We start from the raw sequence: 17,458 nt of genomic DNA, 5'->3' as shown, positions 1-17,458 counted from the left end.
CATCGATGCATGTGTAAACGTTGTGCCCGTAAACGCTGCGGCGCAGGCTTCAACCGGCGCCGTAGTTTTAACCTGAGCAGCAGTCATTTGGCCGCAGCTCTTATTTTGAAGAAATGAGACCAGCAGGGGCATCCGGGCTGGTACCCGGACTATCTGCGTGATCCTAGCGACTTGGTGCAGTCAGCGACTTGATTCGAAATCGCTGCCGGACTTTTCAAGTTTGCAACGGTGTCGACGCCGGTGGTGTCCCCTAACCGAGGGTGACCAAGCATGCAAGAAAGCGTGATGCAGCGCATGTGGAACAGCGCCCACCTTTCCGGTGGTAACGCTGCCTATGTGGAAGAGCTCTACGAACTCTACCTGCACGACCCTAACGCTGTGCCAGAAGAGTGGCGCACCTACTTTCAGACGTTGCCGGCTGACGGCAGCACTGCCACCGATGTATCGCACTCTACGGTTCGCGATCATTTCGTGTTGCTGGGGAAAAACCAGCGCCGCGCTCAGCCGGTCTCCGCCGGTAGCGTGAGCAGCGAACACGAGAAGAAGCAAGTCGAAGTGCTGCGACTTATCCAGGCATTCCGTATGCGCGGCCATCAGGGTGCGCAACTCGATCCTCTGGGTCTGTGGAAGCGTACTGCGCCAGCTGACCTGTCGATCAACCATTACGGTTTGACCAACGCTGACCTCGATACCACATTCCGTGCCGGCGACCTGTTCATCGGCAAGGAGGAAGCGAGCCTACGCGAAATCGTCGACGCGTTGCAGAAGACATATTGCCGCACCATCGGTGCGGAGTTCACGCACATCGTCGATTCCAACCAGCGCAACTGGTTCATGCAGCGCCTCGAAAGCGTGCGTGGCCGTCCAGCTTACTCCGCCGACATTCAGAGCCACCTGCTCGAGCGCGTCACCGCGGCCGAGGGTCTGGAGAAGTACCTGGGCACCAAGTACCCGGGCACCAAGCGCTTTGGCCTGGAAGGCGGCGAAAGCCTGATCCCGATGCTGGACGAACTGATCCAGCGTTCCGGTTCCTACGGCACCAAGGAAATCGTCATCGGCATGGCCCACCGTGGCCGTTTGAACGTACTGGTCAACACCTTCGGCAAAAACCCGCGCGAGCTGTTCGACGAGTTCGAAGGCAAGAAGAAGGTCGAGCTCGGTTCCGGTGACGTGAAGTATCACCAGGGCTTCTCGTCCAACGTCATGACCACCGGCGGCGAAGTTCACCTGGCCATGGCGTTCAACCCGTCTCACCTGGAGATCGTTTCTCCGGTGGTCGAAGGTTCCGTGCGCGCCCGTCAGGATCGTCGCAACGACGCCACCGGCGAGAAAGTGCTGCCGATTTCCATCCACGGTGATGCTGCGTTCGCAGGTCAGGGCGTGGTTCTGGAAACCTTCCAGATGTCGCAGACCCGCGGCTTCAAGACTGGCGGCACCATCCACATCGTGGTGAACAACCAGGTTGGCTTCACCATCAGCAACCCGCTGGACGCGCGTTCGACCGAATACGCGACCGACGTGGCCAAGATGATTCAGGCGCCGATCCTCCATGTGAATGGCGACGACCCAGAAGCGGTCATGTTCGTGACCCAGCTGGCGATCGACTACCGCATGCAGTTCAAGCGTGACGTGGTCATCGACCTGGTCTGCTACCGCCGTCGCGGCCACAACGAGGCCGACGAGCCGAGCGGCACCCAGCCGCTGATGTACCAGCAGATCTCCAAGCAGCGCACCACCCGCGAGCTGTACGCCGACTCCCTGGCCGCCGCCGGTGTGCTCGATGCCGCCGCCGCTCAGGCGAAGGTCGACGAGTACCGCAACGCGCTGGACAACGGCATGCACGTCGTGAAAAGCCTGGTCAAAGAGCCGAACAAGGAATTGTTCGTCGACTGGCGTCCTTACCTGGGCCACGCCTGGACCGCGCGTCACGACACCCGTTTTGACCTCAAGACCCTGCAGGAACTGTCGGCCAAGCTGATGGAACTGCCGGAAGGCTTCGTGGTTCAGCGTCAGGTCCAGAAGATCTACGAAGACCGCCAGAAGATGCAAGCCGGTGGGCTGCCGATCAACTGGGGTTACGCAGAGACCATGGCCTACGCCACGCTGGCGTTCGAAGGGCATCCGGTGCGCATCACCGGGCAAGACGTCGGCCGCGGCACGTTCTCGCACCGCCACGCCGTCCTGCACAACCAGAAAGACGCAACCACCTACGTGCCTCTGCAGAACCTGTACGCCGGTCAGCCTCGCTTTGACCTGTATGACTCGTTCCTGTCGGAAGAAGCGGTGCTTGCATTCGAATACGGCTACTCGACCACTTCGCCGAACGCGCTGGTGATCTGGGAAGCCCAGTTCGGTGACTTCGCCAACGGTGCGCAGGTCGTGATCGACCAGTTCATCACCAGCGGCGAGCACAAATGGGGCCGTCTGTGCGGTCTGACCATGCTCTTGCCGCATGGCTACGAAGGGCAGGGGCCAGAGCACTCTTCGGCTCGTCTGGAGCGTTACCTGCAGCTGTGCGCCGAGCACAACATTCAGGTGTGCGTGCCGACCACTCCGGCACAGATCTACCATCTGCTGCGCCGTCAGGTGATTCGTCCTCTGCGCAAGCCGCTGGTCGTGCTGACACCCAAGTCGCTGCTGCGCCACAAGCTGGCCATCTCGACGCTGGAAGATCTGGCCGAAGGCTCGTTCCAGACGGTCATCCCGGAAATCGACACCCTCGATCCGGCCAAGGTGACCCGCCTGGTCCTGTGCAGCGGCAAGGTGTACTACGACCTGCTGGAGAAACGCCGTGCCGAAGGCCGCGAAGATATCGCCATCGTGCGTATCGAGCAGCTCTATCCGTTCCCGGAAGACGACCTGATGGAGGCCATCGCGCCTTACACCAACCTGACCCACGTGGTCTGGTGTCAGGAAGAGCCGATGAACCAGGGCGCCTGGTACAGCAGCCAGCATCACTTGCGCCGTAGCATCGGCAATCACAACCGCAACCTCGTTCTCGAGTACGCCGGTCGTGATGCTTCTGCTGCTCCTGCTTGTGGCTACGCTTCGATGCACGCCGAGCAGCAGGAAAAACTGCTGCAAGACGCGTTCACTGTTTAACGCCTTCGCGCACTAGAAACCGAATTAAGGAATTACAGACAATGGCTATTGAGATCAAAGCCCCCTCTTTCCCGGAATCCGTTGCCGACGGCACCATTTCCAAATGGCACAAACAGCCGGGCGAGGCGGTGAAACGTGACGAGCTGCTGGTCGACATCGAGACTGACAAAGTCGTTCTCGAAGTACTGGCCGAAGCTGACGGCGTATTGGCATCGATCGTCAAAGGCGAGGGCGACACCGTCCTGTCCAACGAGTTGATCGCAACCCTGGACGCCGGCGCCACGGCTTCGGCCGCGCCTGCCGCTGCCGCTGCTGCACCGGCCGCCGCGCCTGCACCTGCCGCTGCTGCCGCTCCGGCACCTGCTGCCGGCGACGAAGACGCGATCGGCGCTCCGGCCGCCCGCAAGCTGGCTGAAGAAAACGGCATCGCGCTGTCCAGCATCAAAGGCACCGGCAAAGACGGCCGTGTCACCAAGGAAGACGTGGTCGCTGCCATCGAAGCGAAGAAATCCGCTCCGGCCGGCGCACCGGCTGCCAAGCCTGCTGCCGCCGCAGCTGCCGCTCCTGTGGTCGCTGCCGGTGACCGCACCGAGAAGCGCGTTCCGATGACCCGCCTGCGTGCCAAGGTTGCCGAGCGTCTGGTAGAAGCTCAGTCCACCATGGCGATGCTGACCACTTTCAACGAAGTCGACATGACCGAAGTCATGGCCCTGCGTTCGAAGTACAAGGATCTCTTCGAGAAGAGCCATAACGGTGTGCGTCTGGGCTTCATGTCGTTCTTCGTCAAGGCCGCTACCGAAGCGCTGAAACGCTTCCCGGCAGTCAACGCGTCGATCGACGGTTCGGACATCGTTTACCACGGTTACGCCGACGTCGGTGTTGCCGTGTCCAGCGACCGTGGTCTGGTGGTTCCGGTTCTGCGTAACGCCGAACAGATGAGCCTGGCTGAGATCGAAGGCGGCATCGCCACCTTCGGCAAGAAAGCCCGTGACGGCAAACTGTCCATCGACGAGATGACTGGCGGTACCTTCACCATCACCAACGGTGGTACTTTCGGTTCGATGATGTCGACCCCGATCGTCAACCCGCCGCAAGCGGCCATCCTGGGCATGCACAACATCGTTCAACGCCCGATGGCGATCAACGGTCAGGTTGTCATTCGTCCGATGATGTACCTGGCGCTGTCGTACGATCACCGCCTGATCGACGGTAAAGAAGCTGTGACTTTCCTGGTGACCATCAAGAACCTGCTGGAAGATCCGGCTCGTCTGTTGCTGGATATCTGATTCAAGGCAGCCACAAGCCGCACGCGCCAAGCTGCACACAAGCAGCCTGGCGTTTGCGCTTGGGTCGTCGCAACATCCTAATAGCAGGCTGCAACTCGTCTGTAGAGCATCACGGATCAGCTTGCAGCTTGTGGCTTGAAGCTCGCAGCTAAAGAGGAACTCTTTGTATGTCCCAGAAATTCGACGTGGTAGTGATTGGCGCAGGCCCTGGCGGTTATGTGGCCGCCATCAAGGCCGCGCAACTTGGTCTCAAGACTGCCTGCATCGAGAAGTATCAGGATAAAGAGGGCAAACTGGCTCTCGGCGGTACCTGCCTGAACGTGGGCTGCATCCCTTCCAAGGCGCTGCTGGACAGCTCGTGGAAATTCTACGAAGCCAAGAACCAGTTCAACGTACACGGCATTTCCATCTCCGGCGACGTGCAGATGGACGTACCGGCGATGGTCGGCCGCAAGGCCCAGATCGTCAAAGGCCTGACCGGCGGCGTTGCGAGCCTGTTCAAGGCAAACGGCGTCACTTCTCTACAAGGTCACGGCAAGCTGCTGGCCGGCAAGAAAGTCGAGCTGACCAAGCCTGACGGCACCACTGAAGTCATCGAAGCCGATAACATCATCCTGGCTTCCGGCTCGCGCCCGATCGACATTCCGCCGGCGCCAGTCGACCAGAACGTCATCGTCGACTCCACAGGTGCCCTGGAATTCCAGACCGTGCCTGAGCGCCTGGGCGTGATCGGCGCTGGCGTCATCGGCCTGGAGCTGGGTTCGGTGTGGTCGCGTCTGGGTTCCAAGGTGACCGTTCTGGAAGCGCTGGAGAAATTCCTGCCAGCCGCTGACGAAGCCGTTTCCAAGGAAGCGCAGAAGACCTTCACCAAGCAGGGTCTGGACATCAAGCTGGGCGCGCGCGTCACCGGTTCGAAAGTCAACGGCAACGAAGTTGTCGTCAACTACACCGACAAGGATGGCGAGCAGAACATCACCTTCGATCGTCTGATCGTCGCGGTAGGCCGTCGTCCGGTGACCACCGATCTGCTGGCTTCCGACAGCGGCGTCGACATCGACGAGCGCGGTTTCATCTTCGTCAACGACCAGTGCGAGACCAGCGTTCCTGGCGTCTACGCGATCGGTGACGTGGTCCGTGGTCTGATGCTGGCACACAAAGCGTCGGAAGAAGGCATCATGGTTGTCGAGCGCATCAAGGGTCACAAGACCCAGATGAACTACGACCTGATCCCTTCGGTTATCTACACCCACCCGGAGATCGCATGGGTCGGTAAAACCGAGCAGACCTTGAAGGCCGAAGGCGTAGAGGTTAACGTCGGCAGCTTCCCGTTCGCGGCCAGTGGTCGTGCAATGGCTGCGAACGACACCGGCGGTTTCGTCAAGGTCATCGCCGACGCCAAGACCGACCGTGTACTGGGTGTACACGTCATTGGTCCAGGCGCCGCAGAACTGGTACAGCAGGGCGCGATCGGCATGGAGTTCGGCACCAGTGCCGAAGACATCGGCATGATGGTCTTCTCGCACCCGACGTTGTCCGAAGCGCTGCACGAAGCTGCACTGGCAGTGAATGGCCACGCCATCCACATCCAGAACAAGAAGAAACGCTAAGAAAAAACCACGACGGTCCGCCCGTCGTGAGCCTTGCTCGCAAGGCTTACCGCGGAAGGACCGTTGGACTCGAACTCCCGGTGGTGCGAGGCAGGCATTCAGGTGTCTGTCCTGGCACCTTCCGGGAGAAGCGGTCACAGGTGGTGCGGCACGCTTAGACGAGCAGCACCGAATGCGCAGTACCTAACGAAGACGGTAATAAGCATGAATCTTCACGAGTATCAGGGTAAGCAGCTGTTTGCTGAATACGGCCTGCCAGTATCCAAGGGCTTTGCAGTAGACACCCCGGAAGCAGCAGCAGAAGCGTGCGACAAAATCGGCGGAACCGAGTGGGTTGTCAAAGCCCAGGTTCACGCGGGTGGTCGCGGTAAAGCGGGCGGCGTCAAGCTGGTTCGCAGCAAGGAAGACGCAGCTGCGTTCGCTCAACAGTGGTTGGGCAAGCGTCTGGTCACTTACCAGACTGATGCCAACGGTCAGCCAGTCACCAAGATCCTGGTTGAATCCTGCACTGACATCGCCAAAGAGCTGTACCTGGGCGCTGTAGTCGATCGTTCGAGCCGTCGTATCGTGTTCATGGCTTCCACCGAAGGTGGTGTGGACATCGAGAAAATCGCTCACGAAACACCTGAGAAGATTCTCAAAGCCACTGTCGATCCACTGGTTGGCGCTCAGCCGTTCCAGGGTCGCGATCTGGCTTTCCAGCTGGGTCTGGAAGGCAAGCAGGTTGCCCAGTTCGCCAAGATCTTCACCGGTCTGGCCAAGCTGTTCCAGGACCACGACCTGGCCCTGCTGGAAGTGAACCCGCTGGTCATCAAGGCTGACGGCGATCTGCACTGCCTGGACGCGAAGATCAACATCGACGCCAACGCCATGTACCGTCAGCCAAAGCTGAAGGCTTTCCACGATCCATCGCAAGATGACCCACGTGAAGCCCACGCTGCCAAGTTCGAACTGAACTACGTGGCACTGGAAGGCAACATCGGCTGCATGGTCAACGGTGCCGGCCTGGCCATGGGTACCATGGACATCGTCAACCTGCACGGCGGCAAGCCAGCCAACTTCCTCGACGTAGGTGGCGGCGCGACCAAAGAGCGCGTGACCGAAGCGTTCAAGATCATCCTGTCCGACAGCAACGTCGCTGCAGTACTGGTCAACATCTTCGGCGGCATCGTTCGCTGCGACATGATTGCCGAAGGCATCATCGGCGCTGTTAAAGAAGTCGGCGTGAAAATCCCGGTCGTTGTGCGCCTCGAAGGCAACAACGCTGACCTGGGCGCTAAAGTACTGGCAGAAAGCGGCTTGAACATCATCGCTGCTACCAGCTTGACCGACGCTGCTCAACAAGTCGTCAAAGCTGCGGAGGGCAAATAATGAGCGTCCTGATCAATAAAGACACCAAGGTTATCTGCCAGGGTTTCACCGGCTCGCAAGGTACCTTCCACTCCGAACAAGCCATTGCCTACGGCACCAAAATGGTTGGCGGCGTGACCCCAGGCAAAGGTGGCACCACTCACCTGAACCTGCCAGTGTTCAACACCGTTCGCGAAGCCGTTGAACAGACTGGCGCCACTGCCAGCGTGATCTATGTTCCGGCTCCGTTCTGCAAGGACTCCATCCTTGAAGCAGCGTTCGGCGGCATCAAACTGATCATCTGCATCACCGAAGGTATTCCTACCCTCGACATGCTGGATGCCAAGGTCAAGTGCGACGAGCTGGGTGTTACCCTGATCGGCCCTAACTGCCCAGGCGTCATCACCCCAGGCGAGTGCAAGATCGGCATCATGCCAGGTCACATTCACTTGCCAGGCAAAGTCGGTATCGTGTCGCGTTCCGGCACCCTGACTTACGAAGCTGTGAAGCAGACCACTGACGCCGGCTTCGGTCAGTCGACCTGCGTCGGTATCGGTGGTGACCCGATCCCGGGCTCCAACTTCATCGACATCCTCAAGCTGTTCCAGGAAGACCCGAAGACCGAAGCGATCGTCATGATCGGTGAGATCGGCGGTTCGGCTGAAGAAGAAGCGGCTGCCTACATCAAGGCAAACGTGACCAAGCCAGTGGTTTCCTACATCGCCGGTGTGACTGCTCCTCCGGGCAAGCGCATGGGCCATGCGGGCGCAATCATCTCTGGCGGCAAAGGCACTGCAGACGAGAAATTCGCTGCACTGCAGGACGCAGGCGTCAAAACCGTGCGTTCGCTGGCAGACATCGGCAAAGCCCTGGCTGAGCTGACCGGTTGGGAAATGAAGAAGTAAGCATAGCTTGCTGATCATCGTCTGATCGACAAAGGCCACCTTCGGGTGGCCTTTGTGTTTTCCGGGTCTGGATTTCGGCGTGTCGTTTCCAGTCGCAAGTATTCAATCCGTATAACAGCCTCCTGTTCGCAAGGCGCAAGGCGCAAGGCGCAAGGCGCATGGGGACGAAGGGCGAGCAGTCTGGCCGAGTTTTGTAGGACTTGTCCGAAATGCGACAGCAACGTGCGTTCATCGGTCGCACCGCCCTGTAACGGTGCGAAAAATGAGGTAGGCTAGCCGCCATTTTGCGTGGTCGGCCCCCATAAGGAGCTGCTGCGCGCAACGGGTCTGTCTTAAAAGGACGGGCAGCATTTCCCTCACCCTCAGGGAAATCCTCTTCTTAATTCCGATTCAGCAGTGTGGTTTCTTTGATGAAAGTGTTGAAAGGCCAGGACATCCTGGCGCTGGGTTTCATGACGTTCGCGTTGTTCGTGGGTGCTGGCAATATCATCTTTCCCCCCATCGTAGGCCTGCAGGCCGGTCCACACGTGTGGATGGCGGCGCTGGGCTTTCTGGTGACTGCGGTTGGTCTTCCTGTGGTCACGGTCATCGCGCTGGCCAAGGTCGGCGGTGCAATGGACGCGTTGAGCAGTCCCATTGGCAAGATCGCCGGGACGCTGCTGGCGGCGGTCTGCTACCTTTCCGTCGGCCCGCTGTTCGCCACGCCGCGCACGGCCACGGTGTCGTTCGAAGTCGGGTTGGTGCCACTGACCGGCGAAAGTCCACTGGCGCTGTTTCTCTACAGCCTGGTTTATTTCCTTCTGGTGTTCTGGATCTCACTGTATCCGGGCCGCCTGCTCGATACCGTCGGACGTTTCCTTGCCCCGTTGAAGATCATCGCACTGGCCGTGCTGGGCATCGCGGCGTTCGCACTGCCTGCCGGTGATGTAGGAAGCGCGCAACCGGCTTACGTCGCGGCGCCGTTCTCGCAAGGGTTCATCAATGGCTACCTGACCATGGATACCCTGGGTGCGCTGGTGTTCGGCATCGTCATCGTCAATGCCATTCGTTCGCGCGGCGTTGAATCGCCACGCCTGATCACGCGCTACGCCATCATCGCCGGCCTGATTGCCGGCGTCGGTCTGGCGCTGGTGTACATCAGTCTGTTCCGCCTCGGTTCGGGCAGTCACGCTGTCGCGGCGGACGCAACGAACGGCGCTGCCGTGCTGCACGCGTATGTGCAACATACCTTCGGTACGCTGGGCAGCAGCTTCCTGGCGGTGTTGATTTCCTTGGCGTGTCTGGTGACCGCAGTTGGTCTGACCTGCGCCTGCGCCGAATACTTCAGCCGGTTGTTGCCACTGTCCTACAAGACGCTGGTCATCCTCCTGGCCGTGTTTTCACTGCTGGTCTCCAACCTTGGTCTGACCAAGCTCATCCAGTTCTCCATCCCGGTGCTGACGGCGATTTACCCGCCGTGTATCGCGCTGGTCGCCCTGAGTTTCTGCAAGGATTTCTGGCACGCACAGGGCCGTATCGTTGCGCCGGTGATGCTCGTGTCATTTGTGTTCGGTGCTGTGGATGCAGCGAAAGGCGCTGGTCTTGGCGCTTACCTGCCTGACGCTGTGGGGCATCTGCCGTTGAGCGAGCAAGGCCTGGCCTGGCTGATTCCCTCACTGATCATGCTGTTCATCGCATTCGTGGTGGACCGGATGCTGGGCAAGCGCAGCGAGGCGCTGGCCTGAGGGGAGGGCGGCGGCGCAAGCGCTTGCACCGTGGAACAACATTTCCCGCATAAAAAATAAAGCCCGCTTAGTGCGGGCTTTATTTTCTGTAAACTTTCGAACTTACGGCTTAGTTGGAGCAGGTGCCTGTTCGTTCGCCTCTTTCGCGCGTTCTTGTGCGGCCTCGGCATTTTTCTGAGCAGCTTCCTGACTTTCTTTGGCTGCATCGTTCACTTTATCTTGAGCCTTCTGCATCGACTCCTGGGACTGCTGAGCAGCCTTGTTTGCATCTTGCTGTTTATCCTCGGATTTTTTATCGCAGGCAGCGAGACCCAAAGTGGCAGAAAGCATGAGGGCAATGGCTAAAGTCTTACGCATGGGGTGTTTCTCCTTATTGAACATCTACGAGCCTTCGAGCACAGCGCTATTAAGTTAGTTCCATTGTGTGTCGAGGATTAAAAACCGGCTGTTACCTCGGGATTACACAATGCCGGCGCAATGCCGCGCAGTCAGGCTGATTAAACGTTTATGCAGGGTGAGTCATGCAAGACCTCGGGTGATCATGTTTATGGACGATGGAGAATCTTCATTCCCTTGATGCCGCTCTCTTGAAATCCCTGACCCAGCCCCCACCTTGATGACAACCCGCCGCCCGGCCTTCAACAGGTGTCAGGCGCGGCCATCCCTATTTGTGTCGACTGATTGGAGTTTGATGACCATGAGTGTGGAAACTCAAAAGGAAACCCTGGGCTTCCAGACCGAGGTAAAGCAGCTGCTGCACCTCATGATCCATTCGCTGTATTCGAACAAGGAGATTTTTCTCCGCGAGCTGATTTCCAACGCGTCCGACGCCGTCGACAAGCTGCGCTTCGAAGCGCTGTCCCGACCTGAGCTGCTGGAAGGCGGCGCCGAGCTGAAGATCCGCGTCAGCTTCGACAAAGACGCCAAGACCGTCACGCTCGAAGACAACGGCATCGGCATGAGCCGTGAAGATGTGATCACCCATCTGGGCACCATCGCCAAATCGGGCACTGCCGACTTCATGAAGAACCTGTCCGGCGATCAGAAGAAGGACTCGCACCTGATCGGTCAGTTCGGTGTCGGCTTCTACTCTGCGTTCATCGTCGCCGATCAGGTCGAAGTCTTCAGCCGTCGTGCCGGCCTGCCTGCCAGCGAAGGCGTGCACTGGTCCTCCAGAGGCGAGGGCGAATTCGAAGTCGCCACGCTGGAAAAAGCCGACCGCGGCACGCGCATCGTGCTGCACCTGAAAAACGGCGAAGACGAGTTCGCCGATGGCTACCGCCTGCGCAACATCATCAAGAAGTATTCCGATCACATCGCATTGCCGATCGAGCTGCCGAAAGAGCAGATCGCCGTCGAAGGCGAGCCTGCACCGGTGCAGGAATGGGAAACCGTCAACCGCGCCAGTGCCCTGTGGACCCGTCCGCGCACCGAGGTGAAGGATGAGGAATACCAGGAGTTCTACAAGCACATCGCCCACGATTTCGAGAACCCGCTGAGCTGGAGCCATAACAAGGTCGAAGGCAAGCTGGAATACAACTCGCTGCTTTACGTTCCGGCCCGCGCGCCGTTCGACCTGTATCAGCGTGAAGCGCCGCGAGGCCTGAAACTGTACGTGCAGCGCGTGTTCGTCATGGATCAGGCGGAGTCCTTCCTGCCGCTGTACCTGCGCTTCATCAAGGGCGTGGTCGATTCCAACGATCTGTCGCTGAACGTTTCGCGCGAGATTCTGCAGAAAGACCCGATCATCGACTCGATGAAGTCGGCGCTCACCAAGCGCGTGCTGGACATGCTGGAGAAACTGGCGAAGAACCAACCGGAAGAATACAAAGGCTTCTGGAAGAACTTCGGTCAGGTGATGAAAGAAGGTCCTGCCGAAGATTTCGCCAACAAGGAAAAGATCGCCGGCCTGCTGCGTTTCGCTTCGACCTCCGACGAGAGCGGTGAGCAGAGCGTGGCCCTGTCCGAGTACCTGGCGCGCGCCAAAGAGGGTCAGGACAAGATCTACTACCTCACCGGCGAGAGCTACGCGCAGGTCAAGAACAGTCCGCACCTGGAAGTCTTCCGCAAGAAAGGCATCGAAGTGCTGCTGCTGACCGACCGTATCGACGAGTGGCTGATGAGCTACCTCAGCGACTTCGACGGCAAGGGTTTCGTCGATGTGGCACGGGGTGACCTGGACCTGGGCAAACTGGACTCCGAAGAGGACAAGAAAGCCCAGGAAGAAGTCGCCAAGGACAAAGAGGGCTTGATCGAGCGCCTGAAAACCGCGCTGGGCGAGGCTGTCAGCGAAGTTCGCGTGTCCCATCGCCTGACCGATTCGCCTGCGATTCTGGCCATCGGCGAGCAGGATCTGGGCTTGCAGATGCGCCAGATTCTGGAAGCCAGCGGTCAGAAGGTTCCGGATTCGAAGCCGATCTTCGAGTTCAACCCGACGCATCCGCTGATCGGCAAGCTGGACAACGAGCAGAACGAAGAGCGCTTTGGCGACCTGTCGCACATCCTGTTCGATCAGGCCGCGCTGGCCGCAGGCGACAGCTTGAAGGATCCGGCCGCTTACGTGCGCCGTCTGAACAAGTTGTTGGTGGAGCTCTCGGTTTAACATTCGAGTGCTGACAAAACCCGCTTCGGCGGGTTTTGTCATTTGATGATCTTTCATTCTCAACAGCAGGAGTCCGCAATGAGCAACGTGACCGTACAGTCCGTGGTGTATCAGATCGATGGCAAATCCTATGAGAGCCGTCTGGTATTCAGCGAAGGTGCCAAAGCCGCTCCGGGTCTGGTGATGGCGCCAAACTGGATGGGCATCAGCGAGGACGCCGAGGACATCGCCCGGGAAGTGGCCGGCAAAGGTTTTGTGGTGCTGCTGGCCGATTTGTACGGCCAGAACGTTCGCCCGAAAAACGGCGACGAGGCCGCGGCGGCAATGATGCCGTTGAAAAACGACCGTGCGCTGCTGAACACGCGCATGCAGGCTGCGCTGGATCAACTGACCGGGCAAAACATTGCGGCGGTGGACTCGACGCGTCTGGCGACGTTCGGTTTCTGCTTCGGCGGTTGCTGTTCGCTGGAACTGGCCCGTACCGGTGCGCCGCTGAAGGCGGCAATCTCGTTCCATGGCACGCTGGACACCACTCATCCGGACGGCGGCAAGCACATCCAGGGTAAAGTGCTTGTGCTGCACGGTGCTTCCGATCCGCTGGTGCCGAAGGAGCAATTGCCTGCGTTCGAAGCGGAAATGAACGCCGCCAACGTCGACTGGCAACTGCTGAGTTATGGCGGCGCCTTCCACTCGTTCACTGACAAACACGCCAATAATCCTGGCGTGCAGATGTACAACCCGACCGTGTCAAAGCGCGCGTTCACTGCCATGCATAACCTGCTGGATGAGGTGTTCGCGGGCTGATACGCCTTCGAAATGAGCGTGCTCGGGATGGCGCGGCGTGATGCTCCGAAAGGATGAATGCACGCACGCCGTCGCGAACAGGCTTGGTTCTGGCCGAATTCAGCGTTTGCCTGAAGGCAATTCGATCCGCTCGACTTCCCCTGGTACGGTCGGCCAGTCTCCAGCGGCCCATCTGGCGCGTGCCTGATCGATCAAGGCCGGATCGCTGGCCACGAAATTCCAGTTCATCCTGCGCGGCCCATCCAGCGGCGCGCCGCCAATCAGCACCGCATGGGCTTCGCTTTCAGCGCTCAGTGTCGGCTCATCCCCCGCGTCCAGCACGATAAGGCTGCGTGGTTCGACAGGTTCGCCGTCCAGCAGCATGTCACCCTCGATCACATACAACGCACGCTGCTCATGCTCGGCCGGAATCAACAGCGTCGTGGCGGTCTGCATCTTGATTTCTGCATACAGCGTAGGCGACAGCACCGGCACCGGTGATTGAAGGCAGAATCCTGTCCCGGCAATCATGCGAATGCTGATGCCCATCGAGTCGCTCACCGGCAGCGTCGCGGCGGGGTGATGGCTGTAGTGGCCCGGTCCTTGTTCATGCGCCTTGGGCGAGGCCAGCCAGATTTGCAGGCCATGCAAGCGTGAACCGGCGTCGTGAAGCGCTTCGGGCGTGCGTTCGATGTGCGCGATCGCGCTCCCTGACGTCATCCAGCTGACCTCGCCTGGCAGCACGTGCTGATCGCTGCCAAGGCTGTCCTTGTGTCGGATCTCGCCCTCGAACAGGTAGGTCAGGGTGGACAGGCCGATGTGTGGATGCTGGCGAATGTCCATTCCGTGGCCCGGCGCGTAGGAGGTTTCCAGCATGTGATCGAAAAACACGAAGGGGCCGACGCTGCGGCACTGAGCGGAGGGCAGGGGACGCAGAATAGGCTGGCCTTCAACGTCTTCCGCTCGAGGTTTGATGGTGAACATGTCAGGGCTCTCGGTGGGCTTGATGACAGGATAAGCAACTTGCACGCCGCCGTCTGGATCGTCTGTGCTCTCGAATCGATCCGCTCGGATGGACGCCGACATGAATTGCCGAAAGGTCCTACAGAATGTACGCCTCCCCGCCGATACCTGTGGCAACGACCAGCTGCGCCTTAACCGTGCAGGATTTTTGGGGAGGGACCCATTGTGACCGTAAGAAACATGAATATCGCGCCCCGCGCCGCTCTTGGCTTTGGGGTGCTCGCGCTGCTGGTGTTTGGGCTGGGCGCCTTTGCGTTGCTGCAGATGTCCAGCATGCGCAAGCAATCGGATCTGGTAGAAGGCAAATGGCTGCCGAGCGTCATGGAACTGGGGACGGTAGGTCAGGACATCATGAGGATCAGGACGCTGACCCTTCGACTGATGCTCAACCGCAGCCCCGAGGCATTGCGCGAGAACATCGCCAAACTGGAGAGCCTGAAGTCCGGCTTGCAGGTTGCCGAAACCCGCTACCTCGCATTGATCGGCTCGGCGAAAGAGCGCGAGTTGTATAACGACTTCCTTGCCTCGCAGCAAGCCTATCTGCAGCGGCAGAACCGGGTGATGGAGCTTTCCGCGCAGAACCAGCTGGACGCGGCGCTTCAGGTCATCAACGGCGAAATGAATCAATACGCCGACAAAATGACTCAGGCGCTCAACGAATTGACCGCCCTGAACAAGCAGGGCGCCGGTCAGGCCAGCGAAGAGGCCTTGGCGGTGTTTGGCAGCGCCACCAATTGGGTGGTCGGCATGATGCTGTTCACGGCGCTGATTACCCTGATGCTGGCCTGGGGCCTGACGCGCAGCATCGTCATGCCGCTGGCTCAGGCGCTGGGCATCGCTCAGGTCGTGGCGGCGGGCGATCTGACTGCCAACATCGTGGTCCACGGTCGTGACGAGCCGGCACGCCTGCTGGAGGCTCTGAAAACCATGCAGCAGAACCTGCGGCGCACGATTCTGCGCATCTCCGATTCGTCGAACCAACTGGCGTCGGCTTCGGAAGAGCTGAGCACTGTCACCGAAGATTCCACGCGGGGCCTGCATCAGCAAAGCCTGGAAATCGATCAGGCCGCCACCGCGGTCAATCAGATGACGGCTGCGGTGGAGGAGGTTGCGCGTAATGCGGTGGCGACGTCGCAGGCGTCCGGCGAGTCAGACCGGATTGCCCAGCGCGGCCGCGAGCAGGTGCAGCAGACGGTCGCGTCGATCGGGCATCTGGCGCACGACGTCACGCAGGCAGGCGATCAGGTAGGGATTCTGGCGCAGAAGGTTTATGGCATCAGCAAAGTGCTGGATGTCATCCGCTCGGTTGCCGAGCAGACCAACCTGCTGGCGCTCAACGCCGCGATCGAAGCCGCAAGGGCAGGGGAAGCGGGGCGCGGCTTTGCGGTCGTCGCCGATGAAGTTCGCGCGCTGGCCCATCGCACGCAGTCCTCGACTCAGGAAATCGAGCAGTTGGTGGTCGACATCCGGCAGGGCACCGATCAGGCGGTCAACGCCATGCAGGGCAGCAATAGCCGCGCGCAATCGACTCTTGAGCTGGCGCAATCGGCAGGCGTCGCGTTGAACGACATTGCCGCCGCAATCACGTTGATCACCGAGCGGAACGTGGTCATTGCCAGTGCTTCGGAAGAGCAGGCGCAGGTGGCTCGCGAAGTCGATCGCAACCTGACCAATATCCGCGACATCGCGCTGCAGAGCTCAGCGGGCGCCAATCAGACCAGTGCCGCCAGTCATGACCTGTCACGCCTGGCGACGGATCTGAACGGGATGGTGGCGGCGTTTACAGTGTAAGGCCGACAGCGAATAAAAAAGGCGCCCCGAGGGGCGCCTTTTTATTGAGTGCAGACAGGCAGATTACTTGCCGGTCCAGCGCTTCATGACCAGCGTGGCGTTGGTGCCGCCGAAGCCGAAGCTGTTGCTCATCACCAGATTGATGTCGGCGTTCTCGCGAGTCTTGGTCAGAATCGGCAGATCGGCCACTTCCGGGTCCAGCTCGTCGATGTTGGCGGAGCCCGCCATGAAGTTGCCTTCCATCATCAGCATGCAGTAGATCGCTTCGTGAACGCCGGCAGCGCCCAGGGAGTGACCCGACAGGCTCTTGGTGGAGCTGATGGCCGGAGCGTTGTCGCCGAACACTTCACGCACGCCTTTCATTTCAGCAACGTCACCGACCGGCGTCGACGTGCCGTGGGTGTTCAGGTAGTCGATCTTGCCGTCGACCGTCGACATCGCCTGCTGCATGCAGCGGATGGCGCCTTCGCCGCTCGGTGCGACCATGTCGTAGCCATCGGAAGTCGCGCCGTAGCCGACCAGTTCCGCGTAGATCTTCGCGCCGCGTGCCAGGGCGTGTTCCAGCTCCTCGACCACGACCATGCCGCCGCCGCCGGCAATCACAAAACCGTCACGGTCAGCATCGTAAGCGCGCGAAGCCTTCTCAGGCGTTTCGTTACGCTTGCTGGACAGCGCGCCCATGGCGTCGAACAGGAACGACTGGCTCCAGTGTTCTTCTTCACCGCCGCCTGCGAATACCACGTCCTGCTTGCCCATCTGGATCTGTTCCATGGCGGTGCCGATGCAGTGAGCACTGGTCGCGCACGCCGAAGCGATGGAGTAGTTCAGGCCTTTGATCTTGAATGGCGTCGCGAGGCAGGCCGAAACGGTGCTGCTCATGGTGCGGGTCACGCGGTACGGACCGACGCGCTTGACGCCTTTCTCGCGCAGGATGTCCAGCGCTTCCATCTGGTTCAGGGTCGACGCGCCGCCGGAGCCGGCAATCAGGCCGGTACGCGGGTTCGAAACCTGCTCTTCGGTCAGGCCGGAGTCAGCGATGGCGTCCTTCATGGCCAGATAGGCATACGCCGCAGCGTGGCCGACGAAGCGGTAGATCTTGCGATCGATCAGTTCTTCGAGGTTGAGGTCGATGGAGCCCGAGACCTGGCTGCGCAGACCCATTTCGGCATATTCCGGATTGAAACGGATGCCAGGGCGGCTTGCACGCAGGTTGGCGGAGACGGTGTCTTTGTCATTGCCCAAGCAGGAAACAATGCCCAGACCAGTGATAACGACGCGGCGCATG

The 17,458-nt window shown here is 59.9% G+C and carries 12 protein-coding genes and 1 pseudogene; 10 read left to right on the top strand and 3 right to left on the bottom strand.

Annotated elements, in window-relative coordinates:
* The first annotated feature begins 270 nt into the window (after positions 1–270).
* The 6 genes from QRN36_RS22535 (at position 271) to brnQ (ending at position 9,974) form a co-directional block, all read left to right on the top strand.
* Positions 271–3,102 carry a 2-oxoglutarate dehydrogenase E1 component gene (locus tag QRN36_RS22535; RefSeq protein ID WP_285426086.1) on the top strand — a complete coding sequence of 944 codons (2,832 nt, stop codon included), beginning with the start codon at positions 271–273 and terminating at the stop codon, positions 3,100–3,102.
* A 41-nt stretch (positions 3,103–3,143) separates the two neighbouring features.
* Entirely contained in the window at positions 3,144–4,388 is a 1,245-nt protein-coding gene (gene odhB, locus QRN36_RS22530; protein ID WP_285426085.1) for a 2-oxoglutarate dehydrogenase complex dihydrolipoyllysine-residue succinyltransferase, read from the top strand.
* Between the two features lie 167 nt (positions 4,389–4,555).
* Complete coding sequence (lpdA, locus tag QRN36_RS22525) at positions 4,556–5,995, top strand: dihydrolipoyl dehydrogenase (RefSeq protein ID WP_285426084.1); 1,440 nt, start codon at positions 4,556–4,558, stop codon at positions 5,993–5,995.
* A 204-nt stretch (positions 5,996–6,199) separates the two neighbouring features.
* Positions 6,200–7,366, top strand: a complete 1,167-nt coding sequence (gene sucC, locus QRN36_RS22520) for an ADP-forming succinate--CoA ligase subunit beta (RefSeq protein WP_093459219.1) — start codon at positions 6,200–6,202, stop codon at positions 7,364–7,366.
* Positions 7,366–8,250, top strand: a complete 885-nt coding sequence (gene sucD, locus QRN36_RS22515; protein ID WP_093459218.1) for a succinate--CoA ligase subunit alpha — start codon at positions 7,366–7,368, stop codon at positions 8,248–8,250. Before sucC ends, sucD begins: the two co-directional genes overlap by 1 nt.
* A gap of 410 nt (positions 8,251–8,660) precedes the next feature.
* Positions 8,661–9,974 (top strand): branched-chain amino acid transport system II carrier protein, encoded by a 1,314-nt coding sequence (brnQ, locus tag QRN36_RS22510; RefSeq protein ID WP_285426083.1) that lies wholly within the window; start codon positions 8,661–8,663, stop codon positions 9,972–9,974.
* A 102-nt stretch (positions 9,975–10,076) separates the two neighbouring features.
* On the opposite strand, the gene QRN36_RS22505 is transcribed toward brnQ, so the two are convergent.
* Positions 10,077–10,331 (bottom strand): hypothetical protein, encoded by a 255-nt coding sequence (locus QRN36_RS22505; protein ID WP_285426082.1) that lies wholly within the window; start codon positions 10,329–10,331, stop codon positions 10,077–10,079.
* A 340-nt stretch (positions 10,332–10,671) separates the two neighbouring features.
* Between QRN36_RS22505 and htpG the strand changes: the two genes are divergently transcribed.
* Together htpG and QRN36_RS22495 are read left to right on the top strand one after the other, a co-directional pair.
* Positions 10,672–12,576, top strand: a complete 1,905-nt coding sequence (gene htpG, locus QRN36_RS22500; RefSeq protein WP_285426081.1) for a molecular chaperone HtpG — start codon at positions 10,672–10,674, stop codon at positions 12,574–12,576.
* A gap of 78 nt (positions 12,577–12,654) precedes the next feature.
* Entirely contained in the window at positions 12,655–13,380 is a 726-nt protein-coding gene (locus tag QRN36_RS22495; protein ID WP_285426080.1) for a dienelactone hydrolase family protein, read from the top strand.
* 99 nt (positions 13,381–13,479) lie between these two features.
* Here the strand turns inward: QRN36_RS22495 and QRN36_RS22490 are convergent, their stop codons facing one another.
* On the bottom strand, positions 13,480–14,343 hold the full coding sequence (locus QRN36_RS22490) for a pirin family protein (RefSeq protein WP_285426079.1): 864 nt from the start codon (positions 14,341–14,343) through the stop codon (positions 13,480–13,482).
* Between the two features lie 219 nt (positions 14,344–14,562).
* On the opposite strand from QRN36_RS22490, the pseudogene QRN36_RS27735 reads away from it, so the two are divergent.
* Together QRN36_RS27735 and QRN36_RS27730 are read left to right on the top strand one after the other, a co-directional pair.
* Positions 14,563–15,318, top strand: a pseudogene (locus QRN36_RS27735) (MCP four helix bundle domain-containing protein); the annotation flags it as partial.
* Entirely contained in the window at positions 15,310–16,173 is an 864-nt protein-coding gene (locus tag QRN36_RS27730; protein ID WP_371265950.1) for a methyl-accepting chemotaxis protein, read from the top strand. The pseudogene QRN36_RS27735 and the gene QRN36_RS27730, both read left to right, overlap by 9 nt.
* A 63-nt stretch (positions 16,174–16,236) precedes the next feature.
* On the opposite strand, the gene fabB is transcribed toward QRN36_RS27730, so the two are convergent.
* Positions 16,237–17,457, bottom strand: a complete 1,221-nt coding sequence (fabB, locus tag QRN36_RS22480) for a beta-ketoacyl-ACP synthase I (protein ID WP_285426077.1) — start codon at positions 17,455–17,457, stop codon at positions 16,237–16,239.
* Position 17,458 lies beyond the last annotated feature (1 nt).

The sequence above is a fragment of the Pseudomonas sp. efr-133-TYG-103a genome (genome assembly GCF_030209235.1).
Lineage (GTDB): Bacteria > Pseudomonadota > Gammaproteobacteria > Pseudomonadales > Pseudomonadaceae > Aquipseudomonas.
Note: the sequence above shows the minus strand (reverse complement) of the source record. Positions and strands in the feature narration are given on the sequence as shown.